15 protein-coding genes are annotated in these 17923 nt (G+C 28.3%); 14 read left to right on the plus strand and 1 reads right to left on the minus strand.

The features are described 5' to 3' along the window. Nucleotide 1: 1 nt before the first annotated feature. The 7 genes from N1F78_RS14480 to N1F78_RS14510 are packed head-to-tail and all read left to right on the plus strand — an operon-like array spanning nucleotide 2 to nucleotide 7004. Nucleotides 2-1117 (plus strand): polysaccharide pyruvyl transferase family protein, encoded by a 1116-nt coding sequence (locus N1F78_RS14480; RefSeq protein WP_406683885.1) that lies wholly within the window; start codon nucleotides 2-4, stop codon nucleotides 1115-1117. Further along, nucleotides 1110-2222: a glycosyltransferase family 4 protein gene (locus tag N1F78_RS14485; RefSeq protein ID WP_406683886.1), complete on the plus strand. Its 1113-nt coding sequence runs from the start codon at nucleotides 1110-1112 to the stop codon at nucleotides 2220-2222. Before N1F78_RS14480 ends, N1F78_RS14485 begins: the two co-directional genes overlap by 8 nt. After that, nucleotides 2219-3337 carry a glycosyltransferase family 4 protein gene (locus N1F78_RS14490; RefSeq protein ID WP_406683887.1) on the plus strand — a complete coding sequence of 373 codons (1119 nt, stop codon included), beginning with the start codon at nucleotides 2219-2221 and terminating at the stop codon, nucleotides 3335-3337. Before N1F78_RS14485 ends, N1F78_RS14490 begins: the two co-directional genes overlap by 4 nt. Nucleotides 3338-3341: 4 nt before the next feature. Beyond that, nucleotides 3342-3908: a serine acetyltransferase gene (locus tag N1F78_RS14495; protein ID WP_406683888.1), complete on the plus strand. Its 567-nt coding sequence runs from the start codon at nucleotides 3342-3344 to the stop codon at nucleotides 3906-3908. A 15-nt stretch (nucleotides 3909-3923) separates the two neighbouring features. After that, complete coding sequence (locus N1F78_RS14500; RefSeq protein ID WP_406683889.1) at nucleotides 3924-5015, plus strand: EpsG family protein; 1092 nt, start codon at nucleotides 3924-3926, stop codon at nucleotides 5013-5015. 7 nt (nucleotides 5016-5022) lie between these two features. Beyond that, on the plus strand, nucleotides 5023-5916 hold the full coding sequence (locus N1F78_RS14505) for a glycosyltransferase family 2 protein (protein ID WP_406683890.1): 894 nt from the start codon (nucleotides 5023-5025) through the stop codon (nucleotides 5914-5916). Beyond that, complete coding sequence (locus tag N1F78_RS14510) at nucleotides 5913-7004, plus strand: glycosyltransferase (RefSeq protein WP_406683891.1); 1092 nt, start codon at nucleotides 5913-5915, stop codon at nucleotides 7002-7004. Before N1F78_RS14505 ends, N1F78_RS14510 begins: the two co-directional genes overlap by 4 nt. Nucleotides 7005-7078: 74 nt before the next feature. Here N1F78_RS14510 and N1F78_RS14515 read toward each other — a convergent pair whose 3' ends face one another. Next, nucleotides 7079-9139, minus strand: coding sequence for a hypothetical protein (locus tag N1F78_RS14515; protein WP_406683892.1), 2061 nt, complete (start codon nucleotides 9137-9139; stop codon nucleotides 7079-7081). 308 nt (nucleotides 9140-9447) lie between these two features. On the opposite strand from N1F78_RS14515, the gene N1F78_RS14520 reads away from it, so the two are divergent. The 7 genes from N1F78_RS14520 (at nucleotide 9448) to N1F78_RS14550 (ending at nucleotide 17837) form a co-directional block, all read left to right on the plus strand. Further along, entirely contained in the window at nucleotides 9448-10605 is a 1158-nt protein-coding gene (locus tag N1F78_RS14520; protein WP_406683893.1) for a glycosyltransferase family 4 protein, read from the plus strand. Nucleotides 10606-10616: 11 nt separating this feature from the next. Then, nucleotides 10617-11654, plus strand: a complete 1038-nt coding sequence (locus N1F78_RS14525) for a sugar-transfer associated ATP-grasp domain-containing protein (RefSeq protein ID WP_406683894.1) — start codon at nucleotides 10617-10619, stop codon at nucleotides 11652-11654. Between the two features lie 13 nt (nucleotides 11655-11667). Further along, the gene (locus N1F78_RS14530) at nucleotides 11668-12942 is read left to right on the plus strand and encodes a CoF synthetase (RefSeq protein WP_406683895.1); all 1275 of its coding nucleotides are present in this window, start codon (nucleotides 11668-11670) and stop codon (nucleotides 12940-12942) included. Between the two features lie 132 nt (nucleotides 12943-13074). Next, the gene (locus N1F78_RS14535) at nucleotides 13075-13680 is read left to right on the plus strand and encodes a sugar transferase (RefSeq protein ID WP_406683896.1); all 606 of its coding nucleotides are present in this window, start codon (nucleotides 13075-13077) and stop codon (nucleotides 13678-13680) included. 4 nt (nucleotides 13681-13684) lie between these two features. Next, entirely contained in the window at nucleotides 13685-15451 is a 1767-nt protein-coding gene (locus tag N1F78_RS14540) for a NeuD/PglB/VioB family sugar acetyltransferase (RefSeq protein WP_406683897.1), read from the plus strand. A gap of 164 nt (nucleotides 15452-15615) precedes the next feature. Beyond that, nucleotides 15616-16677, plus strand: a complete 1062-nt coding sequence (locus N1F78_RS14545; protein WP_406683898.1) for a GNAT family N-acetyltransferase — start codon at nucleotides 15616-15618, stop codon at nucleotides 16675-16677. A gap of 5 nt (nucleotides 16678-16682) precedes the next feature. Further along, nucleotides 16683-17837 (plus strand): GNAT family N-acetyltransferase, encoded by a 1155-nt coding sequence (locus N1F78_RS14550; protein ID WP_406683899.1) that lies wholly within the window; start codon nucleotides 16683-16685, stop codon nucleotides 17835-17837. The last annotated feature ends 86 nt before the right edge of the window (nucleotides 17838-17923 follow it).

Consider the following 17923-nt stretch of genomic DNA (forward strand, 5'->3'; position numbering starts at 1 on the left):
AATGAAAATAAAAACTATTACCTGTCATGAAGTTTATAATCATGGTGCAAGCTTGCAAGAATATGCTTTATTAAAATACTTGCAAAATTCCGGACATGACGCTGAGACTATTCATTATAAACCTCATTACCTAAGTAATCATTTTAATTTATTTAGGGTAAGTAACGGTTTTTATAAAAAAAATATAGTTTTAAAATTTATTTATTTAACAATTAAACTACCTACAAGACTTAAAAGTTTAAAACGTAAGAAAAGCTTCGATAATTTTTCTAAACTATACATAAAAAGTACTTCTAAACTATACAAAACCAATGCTGATTTAAAAACTAACATACCAGAAGCTGATGCCTATATATGTGGTAGTGACCAAATTTGGAATTCCTTTTTTGATAACGGAAAAGATCCTGCTTTTTATCTAGACTTTGTTCCTAATAATAAATTAAAAATTTCTTATGCAGCTAGTTTTGCTATTGATGAATTAGAGGAATCTATAAAGCATTTTGTTAAAGAAAAGATATCTAGATTAAATGCTATTTCGGTTAGAGAATCATCTGGTATTAATATTTTAAACAACCTGGGAATACAAAATTGCACCCAGGTATTAGACCCTGTTTTTCTTTTAGATAAGGAAAATTGGCTACCTTTAATGAGCAATAATAAAGAACCCAAACCCTACGTTTTTGTTTATGATTTTGATTCTAATCCGCTAATTAAACAAATGGCTCTTAAGTTAAAAAAAGAACATAACTGGAATATTGTTACGGTTAATGAAAACATTAATTATGCAAATAAAAATTATTTTTTAAAAGGACCTGATATATTTTTAAGCTTAGTTTATAATGCAAGCTTTGTTATTTCTAATTCTTTTCATGCTGTTGCTTTTTCTATTATTTTTCAAAAAGATTTTGTTGTTTTTAATAGGTTGTATAAAATAAATACACGCATGCGAGATATGTTAGACTCCATTGGACTTCGTCAACTTTTAATGCTAGACGAAAACATGGTTAACAAGCATAAAATCAACAACATAAACTATAAAATAACACAAACACATCTAGACAACTTAAAACAAACCTCTAAACAATTTTTAGAAAATGCCCTTAAAAAGCATGACTAATTTATTATACATAGTAAATAGAATTGATGGCCCTGGGGGACTAGAACGGGTACTATCTATAAAAGCTAGTTACTTGGCAGATAATTATAATTACAAGGTTCATATCTTAACATTAAATCAAGATACCAACAACCTATTTTATGATTTTAGTAAAAAAATTCAATATCATAACATAAAAGTAGGTGGCAATCCCTTTTCATATATAAAGAGCTATAAAAAAGGCATACAAGAAAAAATTAAAGAAATTACTCCAGATATTATTTTAGTTTGTGATGATGGCCTTAAAGGCTTACTTTTACCTTTAATTATAGGTAAACCTTGTTCTTTAATTTATGAACGCCATGTTTCTAAAAATGCAGAATTACAAGTAAAAACACCAAATATTTATCAAAAAGCAATCACTTGGCTTAAATTTAAATTAATGAATATAGGGGCTAAACAATATGATAAATTTGTTGTACTTACTAACGGAAATAAAAAAGAATGGGATTTAAAAAACATTACTGTAATACCCAACCCTCTCTCTTTCTATCCTAGTGCACCTAGTTCTGTAGATAAAAAAAATGTAATTGCTGTAGGAAAACAATGCTTTCAAAAAGGATATGACCGTTTACTTAAAGCTTGGGCAATGGTACATAAATCTTATCCAGAATGGAAACTGAATATATATGGCACCATAAACAAAAATGAAAATTTAGAAGCGTTGGCTAAAGCACTTAAAATTTCTAAATCAGTTAACTTTCATAAACCAGTAAAAAATATAGCAGAAAAATACCAGGAGTCATCTATTTATGTCATGTCTTCTCGTTATGAAGGATTTGGTATGGTGCTTACAGAAGCTATGGCTTATGGCGTACCATGTGTTTCTTTTAATTGTCCACATGGTCCTAGTGATATTATTAAAGACGGAGAAGATGGATTTCTTGTTCCTAACGGAAATATCAATAACCTTGGTGAAAAAATTAAAACACTAATAGAAAATAGTGAATTAAGAAAAAAATTAGGTGAAAATGCAAGACAAAATGTAAAGAACTATTTACCAGAGTATGTGGTTAAACAATGGGATATGCTTTTTAAAGAACTATTAAAACACAAGACGGTATGAAAATAGTTTTTTTAATCGATCAAGTATATCGGCATGGTGGTATAGAGCGAGTGTTATCAATTAAAGCCAATTACCTTGCAAGTAATAGTAAAAACTCTGTTTATATTATAACATCAGAACAAAATAAAAACAAAGCTTGTTATCTCTTTAATTCTAATATTATTTTTAAAGATCTAGGTGTTAATTATCATAGAAACTTATCTTATTTTCACCCTAAAAATGTATTAAAAATTCCAAGACACATACGCTTAGTAAAGCAAACTTTAAATGAAATAAAACCAGACATTGTTGTGGTTTGTAGCCACAGTGTCGATACCTATTTTGTGCCATTTGTTAACAAATCTATTCCTAAGATCAAAGAATTCCATTTTTCTAAATCTATAGAAGTACCTTATCGTAAAAAAGGAGCTAAATCAAAGAAAAAATACTTTCTATATTTTGCAGATTATGTAGAAAAAAAATATAACAAACTTATTGTATTAAACAAAGATGAAGCTAAATATTACAAATCTAACAATATTGCTGTAATACCTAACCCCATAACCTTTTATCCCTCACAAGTATCACAATTAAACAAACCTATTGCTATTGCTGCTGGCAGAATTGCACCAGTTAAACGGTTTGATTTACTTGTAGATATATGGGAACTAATACATAAAAAAAATAGTGATTGGCAATTGCATATATATGGCGAAGGTGATAAAAATTATATTGATACATTACAGAAACAAATTAATGAAAAACAGTTATCAAAACACATTATATTAAAAGGAAAAACAGATAACATACAAGATAAAATGTTAAATGCATCAGTATTTTTAATGACCTCAGATAATGAATGTTTCCCTTTAGTTTTATTAGAGGCTCAAGCCTGTGGATTACCTATAGTTTCTTTTGACTGCCCTCATGGTCCTAGAAATATAATAAATGATAAAAACGGTATATTAATACCTCCAAAAAAACAGTCAAAATTTGCCGATGCTGTTATAAACATTATAAATAATGAAACATTAAGAAAAAAACTTGGGCAGCATGCTAGAGAAAATGCAGTTAACTATAATGAAAAAGCTATCATGGACAAGTGGTTAACAATTTTCAATCAAGTAATCAAATAAAAGTATGAGAAGAATACTATTTTATATTTATAGAGTTTTGTTAATCCCTCATATTGTACTTTATTTATTTAGCGCCAATAAAGAAACAATTAATAAAGATTTAGATAGATGGTGTGCTGCAAAAAGTATAAAAGGGTCTAAAATTAATAGTTTACTATATTTATTATGCCACTCAAATGATTTTAGAACTATATTTTATTTTAGAATTAAAAGTCCTATTAAACACATTTTAAAACTATATTGCAAAGGAGAGCAAAATTTCACTATTGATGTTAATACCAAACTAGGTGGTGGTATTTTAACAGGGCATCCCTATTGTACTATTTTAAATGCCGAATCTATAGGAGAAAATTTTTACGTGAATCATTTAGTAACCATTGGAGAAATTAATGGAAAAAAACCTAGTATAGGTAATAATGTTTCAATTTATACAGGAGCCATTGTTATCGGCAATATAGTTATTGGTGATAATGCCAAAATTGGTGCAGGTGCTGTAGTGGTTAAAAATGTCCCAGCAAACACAACCGTTGTTGGTAACCCAGGAAGAATATTAACAAATAAAAAGCATTAAATTATTTTGTTTAAAATGCTAGCCATTATTCCTTCAGCAAATTATTACGAAACATACATTTATTTATGTTTGTTCTTACTTTTATGTACTTTTCTTCATGCATTATTATTAGATATAAATGAAAAAAAGAATATTATCTTTATTAATACGGTTGGGTATTTTTTACTTGTTTTTTTTATTATTTTAATAGGACAAAGAGAAATTACATCACGCTATGGCTTCGGAGACACTGCAAATTATTACAAAGCCTTTAAAGCATTTAGTTTTGGAGAGCCTATCAATGATGCTAAAGACTTTGGTTGGCAACTGTTCATGAAAACTTTATCAACCATTGTTACTGCTCATACTTTTTTCACAATATGTACATTTTTATATATATACCCTCTCTATAAAATATCCAAACAATTGTTTAAATCGTATTGGTATTACTGCTTCTTTGCTTTTATAGTGTCATTCTCATTTTATGCATACGGCGTTAATGGGGTAAGAAATGGGGTGGCAGCTTCAATATTCTTATGGGGGCTTGCCTACCGTGAAAATAAAGTAATAATGGTATTATTTTTTATTTGGGCAACCATGTTTCATAAAACCATTATGCTACCTGTTTTGGCATACCTATTAACCTATATATATAACAATCCTAAATTCTATTTAAAAGGCTGGTTAATTTGTATTCCATTATCATTAGCAATGGGCAGTGTTTGGATTTCATTATTTGCTAGTTTAGGTTTTGATGGTAGGTTATCGGGATATCTTACAGGAGATTTTGCTGGAGAGGCGCCTCGGTTTCGTTGGGACTTTTTATTTTACAGCTTTTTTGCTGTATTTGCAGGTTGGTACTACATTTATAAAAAGAAATTTAAAGATAATTTTTACAACCAACTCTTAAATACTTACCTTATATGTAATGGGTTTTGGGTTTTAGTTATTAGAGCCAATTTTTCTAACCGGTTTGCATACTTATCATGGTTTATGATGGCGATAGTTATTTTTTACCCTCTTTTAAAGCAAACTTTATTTAAACAACACCACATAATGCTAGCAAAAATTCTTGTAGCGTACTTTACTTTTACATTTCTAATGTATTTCGTTTATTATTCTAAATAAATTTATAATGAAAACACTTACTATTTTTACACCATCATATAACAGAGCTTATTGTTTACATCAATGTTATGATAGCCTAGTGAATCAAACAAACCAAGACTTTATTTGGTTAATTATTGATGATGGTTCTACAGATAACACCAAAACATTAGTCAACTCCTGGATTCAAGAAAATAAAATAGATATTCAGTATCATTATCAAGACAATCAAGGCATGCACGGGGCTCATAATGCTGCTTACAGCTTAATAAAAACAGAACTTAATGTGTGTATTGATTCTGATGATTTTATGCCCAACAATGCCGTAGAAAACATTATAAATTACTGGAATTCTATAGAACATAAACCTGAAGAACTTGCTGGCTTTATAGGTTTAGATGCTTATAAAGATGGTCATATTATTGGGCAAAAAATTCCTGATAATTTAAAATATTCAACGCTAGAAGACTTGCATAATAAATATAAAATTACGGGAGATAAAAAATTAGTATTACGAACAGAAATTGTTAAACAATTCCCGCCCTACCCCATTTTTACAGAGGAACGTTTTGTGCCTCTAGGGACATTATACCTTCAAATTGATAAAAAATATAAATTAGGATGCTTAAATGAAATACTATGTATTGTTGAATATTTAGAAGATGGTTCTTCTAGAAACATTATTAAACAATATTTTAGACACCCTAAAGGTTTTCAGTATGCTCGGATAAATGCCTTAAAACACTCCAATTATTTTAAAGTGAGATTAAAGAATGCTATCCATTATATATCGCACTCTATTCAGTTAAAAGATTTTAAATTTTTAAACAAAAGCCCAAAACCTTTGCTTACGTTTCTATCTATTCCCTTTGGCATAGGTCTTTTTATCTATGTGCTTTATATTAATAAGCTAAAAAAATGAAAGTATTACAAGTTATAAATTCTTTACGTTCTGGTGGTGCTGAAAAACTCATAGTAGATACCTGTGCTAAATTTTCAGAAAAGGGCTTAAAAGTAGATGTTTTATTATTAGATGGTGCTGAAACGGGGTTTTTTAAAAAACTGAAAGAAAATAAAAGCATTAACATATTTTCCTTAGGCACAGAAAATAATATATATAACCCCTTTTTAATTTTTAAAATAAAATCTTTTTTAAAAGATTATGATATCATTCATGCACACTTATTTCCTACTCTATACTGGGTGGGATTTGCTAACTTAATAAGTTTTAAAAAACATAATATAGTGTTAACTGAACATAACACCACTAACAGACGTAGGAAACTTTTTTTGTTTAAAGCTTTAGATAAGATTGTATATAATCAGTTTAACAAAATTATAACCATATCTGATGCGGTTGATGATAATCTTAAAAATCATTTAGGTGAAAAATTTAGACCTAAGTTTATAAAAATTTATAACGGTATAAATTTAGAAAGTATCAACTTAGCTAAACCTTATAAAAAAGAAGATTTACATTTTTCTGATGCCGATAAACTTATCATTCAAGTATCTAGTTTTACGCCTCAAAAAGACCAAAAAACCCTTATTAGAGCAGTTAGTAAATTGCCTGAAAGTTTTAAATTAATACTGGTTGGTCAAGGTCCGCTAGAAGATGCTTGTAAGCAGATAGCAAATGAATTAGGTATTACAGATAGAGTGCATTTTTACGGACAGAGAAATGATGTGCCAAGACTTTTAAAAACAGTTGATATTGTAGTGCTTTCTTCCTTTTATGAAGGCTTATCGCTTTCTAGTATTGAGGGGATGGCTTCTGGAAAACCTTTTGTTGCTAGTGATGTACCAGGGCTAACTGAAGTTGTTGAAAACGCTGGTGTTTTGTTTGAAAAGGAAAACAATAAAGAACTATCGAAAGCAATTATAAAACTCTTTAATAATAATAATTTCTATCACCAAGTTACAGAGACAAGTTTAAAAAAATCAAAATTATTTGATATTAATATTATGGTTGATAAATATGAAAATTTATACAATTCTATTATTGAGTAAATAATTATTTTATGTAAATTAAAAAGACTTGAATAACACAAGCCTTTTTAATTTACTAATATTTTTTTAATATCTTATTTCTCAATAGTAGTATTATTACTTATTAATACTGATGCTGATAAGCTAACACCACTGCCAAAATCAAAAGCCTTAATATTAAGTGGTGTTTGAGAAGTGTATAAAATGATAGTATTATCAGTAAAGCTAGAATTTGGACAATCTGAATTAAACTGCAATCCGTCTTTGTTAATCTCAGCATCAATTACATTACCTGTAAATGTAATATTATCACCTTTTGTAATTTGAACACAACCTAATTTATTGTTTGTTACCTTAATAGAACTGGCACCTATTAAACTCGTATGAGCTCCTGAATCATTTCCTTTTGTTCCTATAACTAAATTATTGTTTACTAAAAAATTAGCATCACCACTACCAGACCATTCATTGTACAAATTAAGTGCAAAAGTACTTCCAGAAAGCATTTCTATAGTATTTTCCTCAATTAATGTGTTTTTAGTAGTATTAATTGCCATTATTCCTCGAGAACTAGCCTTAACTATATTGTTTTTTATTATTGAGTTTGAAACCCCTAAACTACTATCTTTGGCGCCAGCTCCTAGGTAAATACCTATATCTCCTTCTATATCATTATCTCTAACAATTACACCATTACCTCCTACATGTACTCCTCCATAAACTTTATTACCATAAACCTCATTTCCAAAAACAAAATCAGTTCTATCAAAATTGGAAGGGTTACCAGCCTTAATATATTTATTTACTGTATTATTTCGAATAATTACACCATCTGCTGTAGTATAAGAAACAGAGGAGTCAATGGCGTTGTTTTCGAAAATTATTGGTCCATTACCATGAGAAACATTAAATCCTCCACCAGAATCTCCGGTTAAAATCCCAACATTATTTTTCATATAAACATCACTTACTCGCTCGTATTCAATTAATTCGCCATTCTCACTCCAACCTCTTACAGGCTCGATATTAAATTGACAAGAAGGTGCTGTTCCTAAGGAATTATTAGTATCAGCTCCACCGTCTATAAACTCATTATTTTCAATATATATATGTTCACAATTCACAAGAGTTAAATTAATTCTTCTAGCCCTTATAAATGTACTATTAATAATATTTATGTTTTTTGAACGAACATGTCTGGCATCATAGTAAAAATAAATACTTGATATTGAAATGCCATCTCCTGTTGCATCTTGAAATGTCACACCATCAATATTAATATTTTCTCCACCTTTTATGGCCATTGTATGAAGCCATTCATGAGTTCCACTTGTAGCTCCATCAGAGTCCACATAACCTGAGTCATAATCATGTTCATCTCTATCTCCATGGAGATACCCCCCCGATACTGTGATATTTTTTTCATCATAAATTGCTAATAAACTAGCTCTAAAATGACCATTAGGTTGCATTCTTAGGTGCGTGTTGTCTGTCATAACTAAATTAAAGTCGGAAGGTATATTAATGGCATGAACTTCCGGAACTCCTGTATTCAAAGGACCATCTACCTTAAAATATGCATCTAAATAATCTATTTTAATAGTATTAACTCCAAAATTTTTAATTTCAAACATTATTTCTTCTAGTATATTCTTATTTTCCAAGGCGACCTCATCAGAAACCTTACCTTGAACAATACCCCATCTTTCTGGATTAAAAACAAATATTGGATCTTTTACTTGGGGTGTTGAACCACCAATTACTAAAGTTGAGTTTAATAAATCACCACTAATAGTTGTATTATCAGAAAAGTTTATTGTACCATTAACAATTTCACCTCCTTCATGCAAAATAGTTACATTTGATGGTAAATTTACAATCTCTCCATTAAGATCTAATACACAGTTAATTATTACAGTTGAATTTGTTTCAACATCATTAAGAGAAAAATCACAAGGCAGACTTGCATCAACTATCTCAGTCGTATCTGAATCTTCATTATTTGTTTCCTCTTCTTCATCGGTTTCTGTTTCGTTGTCTTCATTTACCACATTAACAGGCTCAACAAATAGCTCTTCTTTATTACATGAGAATGTCATACTCAAGGTAAATCCAATCAATAAAAAAATTAGTGTAGCTTTAATTGTCTTTTTCATAATACTTATAAATTTGGGACTTTTAATAATTTGCTCAATAGTAAAATTTTTTTTAATCATAATCGCTGTATACCATTTTTTTTCGATAAAATACATAGTACGATTCTGTCATTATCGTTTAAATGTATTTTTATTCGATAAAGTGCAATTAATATTCTATATTCGCATTAGAAAATAACCCCAATTAAAAAGAATTGCGAAAATAATATCAAAAAAGGACAATTTGTATATTTGTTAACAACTACACCAAAATTGTTAAAAACTTATATATCAACAACTTACACTTGTAATAAAAGACGTACTAAATAATGAACAAAAAAATTATTAGAGTTACAACAATACCTGCTTCTTTAAGAGGCCTTTTAAAAGGGCAGTTAAGATTTATGTCCAATCATTTTGAGGTAATAGGTATTTCATCTGATCAAAATGGGCTTCTTGAAGAATTTGGGCTTTCTGAAGGCATTACTACCAAAACTGTTGAAATGACTAGAAATATTACTCCTATTCAAGATATTAAAGGTGTATATAAATTATATAAAATATTTAAAAAAGAAAAGCCTGATATTGTTCACACACACACACCCAAAGCGGGCACTTTAGGTATGTTTGCTGCAAAATTAGCCGGAGTTCCTAACAGGCTACACACTATAGCTGGTTTACCTTTGGTAGAAGAAACTGGATTAAAAAGAAAGCTTTTAAATGCTGTAGAAAAGTTCACCTATTATTGTGCAACAAAAATATATCCAAATTCTTATGGATTGCAGGACATTGTTCTTAATCACAAATTTACCCGTACACATAAGCTTCATGTAATAGGCAATGGTAGTTCTAATGGTATTAATACAAATTATTTTAATCCAGAACATTTTGATGAATTATCAAAAAAAGTCTTAAGAAAAGAATTAGGAATCAAGCCAGATGATTTTGTTTATATTTTTGTTGGAAGATTGGTTGTAGATAAAGGTATAACTGAACTTGTTTCTGCTTTTAGTAAAATAAATCAAAAATATAATAGATCAAAGTTACTACTAGTAGGAGTATTTGAACCTCACCTCGATCCATTAGCCCCTTCAACTACTGAGGAAATTAAAAACAATAAAAATATTATACATACTGGGTGGCAAAATGATGTTCGACCATATTTTTACATTTCGAATGCTCTTACATTTCCAAGCTATAGGGAGGGCTTTCCTAATGTTGTAATGCAAGCAGGAGCTATGGAATTAGCAAGTATTGTAACTGACATTAATGGTTGTAATGAAATTGTAAGGCATAATGAAAATGGTGTTATTGTTCCTGTTAAAAATACAGAAAGACTATTTGAAGCTATGCAAGATTACATACTGAAAACTGAACAAGACCTTAATGCAATGGGTAAAAAGTCTAGAGAGCACATAGTTAAAAGGTATGACCAACAATTTGTCTGGGATGCACTTTTGGAAGAATACAATAAGATTATCAATTAAAATGTTTAAACATGCTTTCTCGAGCTTTATTAATAAGTAAATTCTTTAAAGACCCTGATAAAAAAAGTATTTTTACTATAGTCTACGAGTTGTTTGTTTATGGGTGGACAAAAAAAGAATTTCCTACGGATTATTTTAGAAAGTTTCTTTATCGCAAAAATGTAATTAATATCACTTCATATTTAAGTTTAAAAGAATATTATAAAATCATAGATTCTGAAAAAATTCTCGTGCCAGATATTGCTGCTATTCTTGAAAGTAAATTGAGTTTTTCCTTATTTGCAGACAAACATCATTTGTCTTCACCCAGAATTATTAGTTATAATATTGGTAATTATTTTTATTTTAACTCGAAACCAAGTATTGTTAATACTAAAAGTGACTTAATTGATTTCTTTACAATGGTTTTCGATAACATCAATGAATCCTCTTTATTTTTAAAACCAATAAATGGTATAGGTGGTATAGGTTGTATCCTATTAAATAAAGAGAAATTTAAGATTCAAATAAGTGATTACTATAAAACTTTATTAAAGCAAAATTATATACACCAAGAAAAAATAATACAACATTCAGGGTTAAACAAAATTTATTCAAAATCAATTAATTCACTAAGAATTAATACTTATTTAGATGAGCATGGGAAAAGTCATGTTATTTCAGCTTTAATGAGATTTGGAACTGGAAACTTAATTACTGATAACGAAACCTCAGGTGGTTTTTATATTGCTTTAAATCTAGAGACTGGTATTCTTAGTGGCGTTGGTAGGCAAGACATAAAAAGAGGTGGTAATATTATTACGCACCACCCAGATACAAAAACTCAATTAGATGGGTTTAAAGTACCCTTTATTAAAGAATCTGTAGAATTGGCCCTATTAGCTGCTAAAATGCTTCCAACTCGTATCGTAGGATGGGATATAGCCCTCACTAACAATGGCCCCGTTCTTATTGAAGGAAATTCCAATCCTTCTTTACATATGGCAGATGTTGCCTTTAAAGGGCTTTGTAAACATCCATTAATTAAGCAAATTTTAAAAGAAATTTAAAATAAAATAAGACATGTTTTCGAACCTAAATCTCAGACAACTTTTATTCTACACTCTAGATTTTATTAAGGGAAATAAAAAACTGAACCATTATAAGGATATTAAAAACTTGGTTGAAAAAGGGGCTCAAAACACTTCTCAAATAAACTACATATTAGAACATGCATGCAAAACAACCTCCTTCTATAAAAAGTTTGATTATAAGAAAGGGATCAATTGTTTTCCAATTATTAATAAAAATATTATTAAAGCTAATTATAATAGTTTTCAATCTATAAAATTTAAAGGAGCCAAAAACAGAATTGTTGCAACAAGCAGCTCTACAGGAATTCCATTTAAAGTATTTCAAAATTCTAACAAAGTTCATAGAAATTCAGCCGATAACATTTATTTTTCTGAAATAGCAGGTTATAATCTAGGTAATAAACTCTATTATTTTAGAATGTGGAATGCTTTTGAGAAAAAAGGGATTTTGGAAAGATGGATGTTGAATATTGTACCGATTGATGTTTTTGAGTTAACGGATGATTTTTTTAATAAATTCTTAAAAAAAATTAAAAGGGATAAATTGGCTAAAAGTTGGATTGGATATGCATCGTCATTTGAAACAATGTGTAAATATTTAGATAAAAATCAAACAGGACCAATAAATTGCAACCTAAAATCTGTAATTGCTATTTCAGAAAGTTTATCGCCTTATACCAAACAAGCAATGAAAAACTATTTTAATGTTGACACAATTTCAAGATATTCTAACGTGGAAAATGGTATTATAGCCCAACAACTGCCAACTACAAACTATTTTGTAATTAACACTGGAAGTTATTATGTTGAGGTTTTAGAAATAGAAAACGATAAACCAGCTAAGTTTGGCGAAAAAGGTAGAATAATTGTTACCGATTTATTTAATTATAGCATGCCAATGATTAGATATGATACAGGTGATATTGGCGTAATGGAAGTCATAGAAGGAAAACCAGTTTTAGCAAGTATTGAAGGACGACAAATTGATGTAATTACAAATACTAAGGGAGAAATTATTGCCAATAATATCATGTTACTTCTTAACAATTATCATGAATTAAATCAATGCCAACTAATTCAAAAAGAAAATAAAGAATATATTTTTAAAATAAATATAGATGGTGAATTTAAAAATAAAAGAAAGTTTATTAATGAATTTATGTCACACTTAGGGGAAGATGCGAAAATTAAAATAGTTTATGTTGATGAAATTCCATTACTATCCTCTGGTAAAAGAAGAGTTATGGTTAACGAAACAACCTGAAAAACATGTGGTTATTAAATTATTTCCCTCATACTCATTTTATCAAAAATATAGAGCTTTTAGTCTAAAAAACCAATTCATTTAAAATATTAGTATTAATTTTATTACAAACTAACAAACCTAACCTTACCCATGTACTCTACCTTTATAAAAAGATTTATAGATTTTTTCGCAGCATTATTTGGACTTATACTTTTATCACCAATATTTATCATAGTTACTGGATTATTATTTCTTAGTAATAATGGCAAGCCTTTTTTCTTTCAAAAACGACCTGGTAAAAATGAAAGAATTTTTTCAATCATCAAATTTAAATCAATGAATGATAAGCGAGATGAACATGGAAACCTTTTAAGTTTTGAACATAGAATTACAAAAGTTGGAGCTTTTATTAGAAAATATTCTTTGGATGAAATCCCACAACTAATTAATGTTTTTAAAGGAGATATGAGCTTAATTGGCCCAAGACCACTTTTAGTAGACTACCTTCCTCTTTATAATAATGAACAAAAGTTAAGACATAAGGTGAGACCCGGGATAACGGGTTGGGCACAAGTTAATGGCAGAAATAAGATTTCTTGGGAAAAGAAGTTTGAATTAGATGTCTTCTATGTTAACAATATATCATTCTTTTTAGATTTAAAAATCCTATTTTCAACAATTAAAAGGGTCATAAAAAAGGAAGATGTAAATAGTTCTGAAAATTTAAACATGCCTTTTTTTACCGGTAATAATTAAAACTATGTCTACTAAACCAAATCAAACGGACAAGCCAAACATTATAATAATTGGAGCTTCTGGTCATGCCAAAGTAATAATTGATATTATAGAAAGAAGAGGAGAATATAATATTATTGGCTTAATAGACTCTTTTAAAGCAATAGGATCTAAGGTTTTTAATTATAGGATTATAGGTCACGAAAAAGACATTCCTTCATTAAAAAACAGTTATAACTTTGAATCAGCTATAATTGCAATTGGAGATAATTGGACTAGGAAAATTATTTTTCAAAAAATAATAAAAATCCAACCTGATTTAAGTTATATCTCAGCTATTCACCCGGACGCTATTATTGGCAAGAACGTAAAAATTGGTAAGGGAACTGTAATTATGGCAGGTGTAATTATAAATAGTGATGCTAAAATTGGTGAATTCTGCATTATTAATACAAAGGCTTCACTAGGTCATGATAGTCACTTAAAAAACTATTCTAGTTTAGCACCAAATAGTACAATTGGGGGAAATGTAAAAATAGGCTCATGTACCGCAATTTGTTTAAGTGCGAGTGTAATTCAAGATATATCCATTGGTAAGCACTGTATAATTGGCGCTGGCTCACTAATTATCAGGGATGTACAAGATAATTTTAAAGTTTTTGGAATTCCAGGTAAGATTAAAGAAAAAATTACAAAAGGGCAAAAATATTTATACCATTCTGAAAGCTTAAAATCGAGGCAAAAGGGCTCATTAGAAATAATAACAGATAAAGTTAAATGGCAAAAAGTATTGGCAGAAATTGGTAGATATGATTTTTATCATACGTATGAATATCATCAACTTTCAAAAAACCCTATAGAAAACCCCATCCTAATTCTTTACAGAACAGGTAATAACAAACTAATTGCTCTCCCCTTACTAATTAGAGATATTCCAAACTCTGATTTTAAAGATGCAACTTCAACATATGGATATGCCGGTCCTATTTCAAACAATATTGACCCTAAATTTGATAATTCAGACTTTATCATAAATCTTTTATCATATTTAAATAATAATAATATCATTTCTGTTTTTTCAAGACTTAACCCCTTTATGCCTTGTCAACCTCATGTTTTAAGAGGTTTAGGTGAAATTTCTTCCCAAGGAAAGGTCGTAAATATTAATTTAAAAATTGACATTAACAAACAGCGAAGTTTGTATGGAAAAAGATTAAAAACCCATGTAAACAAAGCCAGAAGAATGTGCTCCATAAGAAAAGCTGTAAATGAAGAAGATTTACAAACTTTTATAAATATATATTATGAAAACATGGACCGTGTAAAAGCCAAAAAATCATATTACTTTGATAAATCTTATTTCGAAAATATGATGAATAGTTCAAGTTTTGATACAGATATTTTACTTGCTATTGATAGTGAAACAAATACAATTATTGGTGGTAGTATGTTTGTTACAACTAATAATATAGTACAATATCATCTCTCAGGAACAAAAAATGATTTTTTACACTTAACACCTACTAAACTTTTAATTGATGAAATGCGCCTTTTAGCCAATAAAAAAGGTTCACAGTTTTATAATTTAGGCGGAGGATTAGGAGGAAGAGACAATGACTCTCTATTTAATTTTAAAGCTTCGTTTTCTAATGATTTTAAAAGTTTTTACTTGTGGAAGTTAATTGTAAATGATAGTGCTTATAAAGAACTAGTGTACAAAAAAGGAATTAATGAAAATACTAATTTCTTTCCATTGTATAGATTAATGGATGATATAAATGTAAACTTGTGAAAACCCAGAACCCCTTTCTATCAAAAACATTTACTAAAATATGGCTGAAACATTATAAATTTGGCAAGCGCACTTATAATTTCAGTTTTCTAAAAAACCTTTCTTTTTATAAACCATCTAAATTACCTCTCTATGTAAATATAGGCCGAAACCTTACAAAAGGAATGTCTTACATTATAGAAAATCACAAGGATTATAAAAGAAAAACATTTTTGATTTATGATGTTCCTAGTTATTTTGGTATAGCAAATGGAATAAATAATAGACTAAAAAAACTAAGTGCAACGCAATATCCTGGTTTTCTAACTAACTTAGATGGTTTTGGGGGTTTTGATGAGTTTCTATCCTCTAATTTTAGTAAAAAGAGTAGATATAAATTTAAAAGTTATAAAAGAACATTGGAAAGAAGTTTTGATGTTAAATACAAACATATATTTAACAGTATTTCCAAAGAAGAATACAATGAAATTTTTGATGACTTTAATAAAATATTAACCAAAAGATTTAACAATAAGCAAGTAACTAATAATAATCTTTCCTCTGAGGAATGGGATTTCTATCGTGATGTTACTTACCAATTAATGCTAGAAAACAAGGCTTCGTTATATATTATTTACAATGGCACTTCTCCCATTGCTATTTCATTAAACTACTTTTCTGAAGATATTTTGTTTTTTGCTATTACAACTTTTGATATTGATTATTATAAATTTAATCTTGGAACAGTACATTTAATGGAACTTTATAAATGGTGTTTTAATAATAATATTAGAACGTTTGATCTATCAAAAGGCTACTATGACTACAAAGAGAGATGGGGGAATATGAAATATAGTTTTGAAAATCATATTTATTTTGACTCCCAGTCAATGACAGCAACAACTATAGCCTATAGTTTATTTTATTATTTTCAATTAAAACAATATTTAAGAAATAAAAAATTCAATGATCACCTAAATAAGATAAAATATTTTGTTAAGAAAAGAGATAAAATAGAAAATTCGAACACCTATACTTCTGAAGAGATTATTGAGGATAATCTAAGTTCATTTGAAGAAATAAATTTCAACCAACCAGAATACAGCTATTTAAAAAAAATTGTATTTGAATTTGTTTATATGAAATCGGAAAACATCAATGATATAAGGGTATATAATGATGTTAAATCCCAAAATTCATTTATAATAAAAGGCAGTAAATCAAGTCATTTAATTTCCATTAAATAATAGTAATGAAAGTAATTAAAAAAGTTAATTTTTATACAGACTTATTTGAGAAATCTAAATTGCCTAAGATATATAAACTTAAAGGGGTGGTAAATAATACAATAATTTTTAGTGAAAAAAATGAAAATGATAAGACTGAAACTACCTCTGGTTTAACTTGTTACAAATTGTTTCCTAATTATTTTGATTACAAAATTGAAACAAAAAATGAATTTAAATTACGAAAAGTATGGCAAAAGTTAGGTTTTTCAGCTAACCTCAATAGTTCTGTTAGTGCTTTAGATTATTTAAAAAAGGAATGTAGTTCTCAGCATAAAAAAAATGTAACAAGGGCCACAAATAGATTAGAACAATGTTTTGAAATTAGCTATTTCACATATTTTGGTAAAATTGAAAAATCAAAATACATTTCAATAATGAATGCTTTATTCCAAATGATATCTAATAGGTTTAAAGAAAGAAAAGGAAAGAATAGGGTTTTAACTAATTGGCAATATTATTTAGATAGTACCTTTGAGCTAATATTACAGAAAAAAGCATCATTATTTGTTATTTATTCCAAAAACGAACCTATAGAAGTCTCCATTAATTATCATTTTGACTCAATAATGTATAGCTCAATCTCATCATATGATTTAGATTACAGCAAATTTAGTTTAGGTAATATTGAAATATATAAACAAATAGATTGGTGCATTTCAAATAATATTAAACTTTTTGATATGGGCTATGGAGACTTTGATTATAAACGAAAATGGTCAAATCATATATATAAATTTGAGAGTCATATTATTAGTAAAAAGAATAATTTACTTGCCTTACTATACCCTACTTTATTGAAATACAGGTTTAAAATAATTGATTTTTTGGTATCCAAAAATGTTAACAATTATTTATATAATTTAAAAGATAAACTAATAAACAATAAAAGTAATGATAAAATAAAACCAGAATTTGAAATAGAAATAATTAATGAAATTTCAACCGCTTTAGAAACAAAATTAGATTTAGATAATTACACCTTTTTAAAAAAACCTATTTATGATTTTTTGTATAAATATAAGGAAGAGCTATCTAATCTATCGGTTTACAAAACCCCTCAACAAAACAGCTATATTGTAAAAGGGAAAAACAACAATATTAAAATAACTCATCTTTAATTAGCATTATGAGAGCGGTACTGAAAAAACTTATTCCTTTTAATTTTTTAGTTCATGATTTTTACTCTGACTATCTTTCTAAAAAA

This window comes from Seonamhaeicola sp. MEBiC01930 (assembly GCF_045277075.1).
In the GTDB taxonomy this organism is placed as follows: domain Bacteria; phylum Bacteroidota; class Bacteroidia; order Flavobacteriales; family Flavobacteriaceae; genus Seonamhaeicola.

Bases quoted from the DNA above. Each gene is read 5' to 3' on its own strand.
- N1F78_RS14480 (WP_406683885.1), top strand. From the start codon at position 2: ATGAAAATAAAAACTATTACCTGTCATGAAGTTTATAATCATGGTGCA.
- N1F78_RS14485 (WP_406683886.1), top strand. From the start codon at position 1,110: ATGACTAATTTATTATACATAGTAAATAGAATTGATGGCCCTGGGGGA.
- N1F78_RS14490 (WP_406683887.1), top strand. From the start codon at position 2,219: ATGAAAATAGTTTTTTTAATCGATCAAGTATATCGGCATGGTGGTATA.
- N1F78_RS14495 (WP_406683888.1), top strand. From the start codon at position 3,342: ATGAGAAGAATACTATTTTATATTTATAGAGTTTTGTTAATCCCTCAT.
- N1F78_RS14500 (WP_406683889.1), top strand. From the start codon at position 3,924: ATGCTAGCCATTATTCCTTCAGCAAATTATTACGAAACATACATTTAT.
- N1F78_RS14505 (WP_406683890.1), top strand. From the start codon at position 5,023: ATGAAAACACTTACTATTTTTACACCATCATATAACAGAGCTTATTGT.
- N1F78_RS14510 (WP_406683891.1), top strand. From the start codon at position 5,913: ATGAAAGTATTACAAGTTATAAATTCTTTACGTTCTGGTGGTGCTGAA.
- N1F78_RS14515 (WP_406683892.1), bottom strand. From the start codon at position 9,139: ATGAAAAAGACAATTAAAGCTACACTAATTTTTTTATTGATTGGATTT.
- N1F78_RS14520 (WP_406683893.1), top strand. From the start codon at position 9,448: ATGAACAAAAAAATTATTAGAGTTACAACAATACCTGCTTCTTTAAGA.
- N1F78_RS14525 (WP_406683894.1), top strand. From the start codon at position 10,617: ATGCTTTCTCGAGCTTTATTAATAAGTAAATTCTTTAAAGACCCTGAT.
- N1F78_RS14530 (WP_406683895.1), top strand. From the start codon at position 11,668: ATGTTTTCGAACCTAAATCTCAGACAACTTTTATTCTACACTCTAGAT.
- N1F78_RS14535 (WP_406683896.1), top strand. From the start codon at position 13,075: ATGTACTCTACCTTTATAAAAAGATTTATAGATTTTTTCGCAGCATTA.
- N1F78_RS14540 (WP_406683897.1), top strand. From the start codon at position 13,685: ATGTCTACTAAACCAAATCAAACGGACAAGCCAAACATTATAATAATT.
- N1F78_RS14545 (WP_406683898.1), top strand. From the start codon at position 15,616: ATGTCTTACATTATAGAAAATCACAAGGATTATAAAAGAAAAACATTT.
- N1F78_RS14550 (WP_406683899.1), top strand. From the start codon at position 16,683: ATGAAAGTAATTAAAAAAGTTAATTTTTATACAGACTTATTTGAGAAA.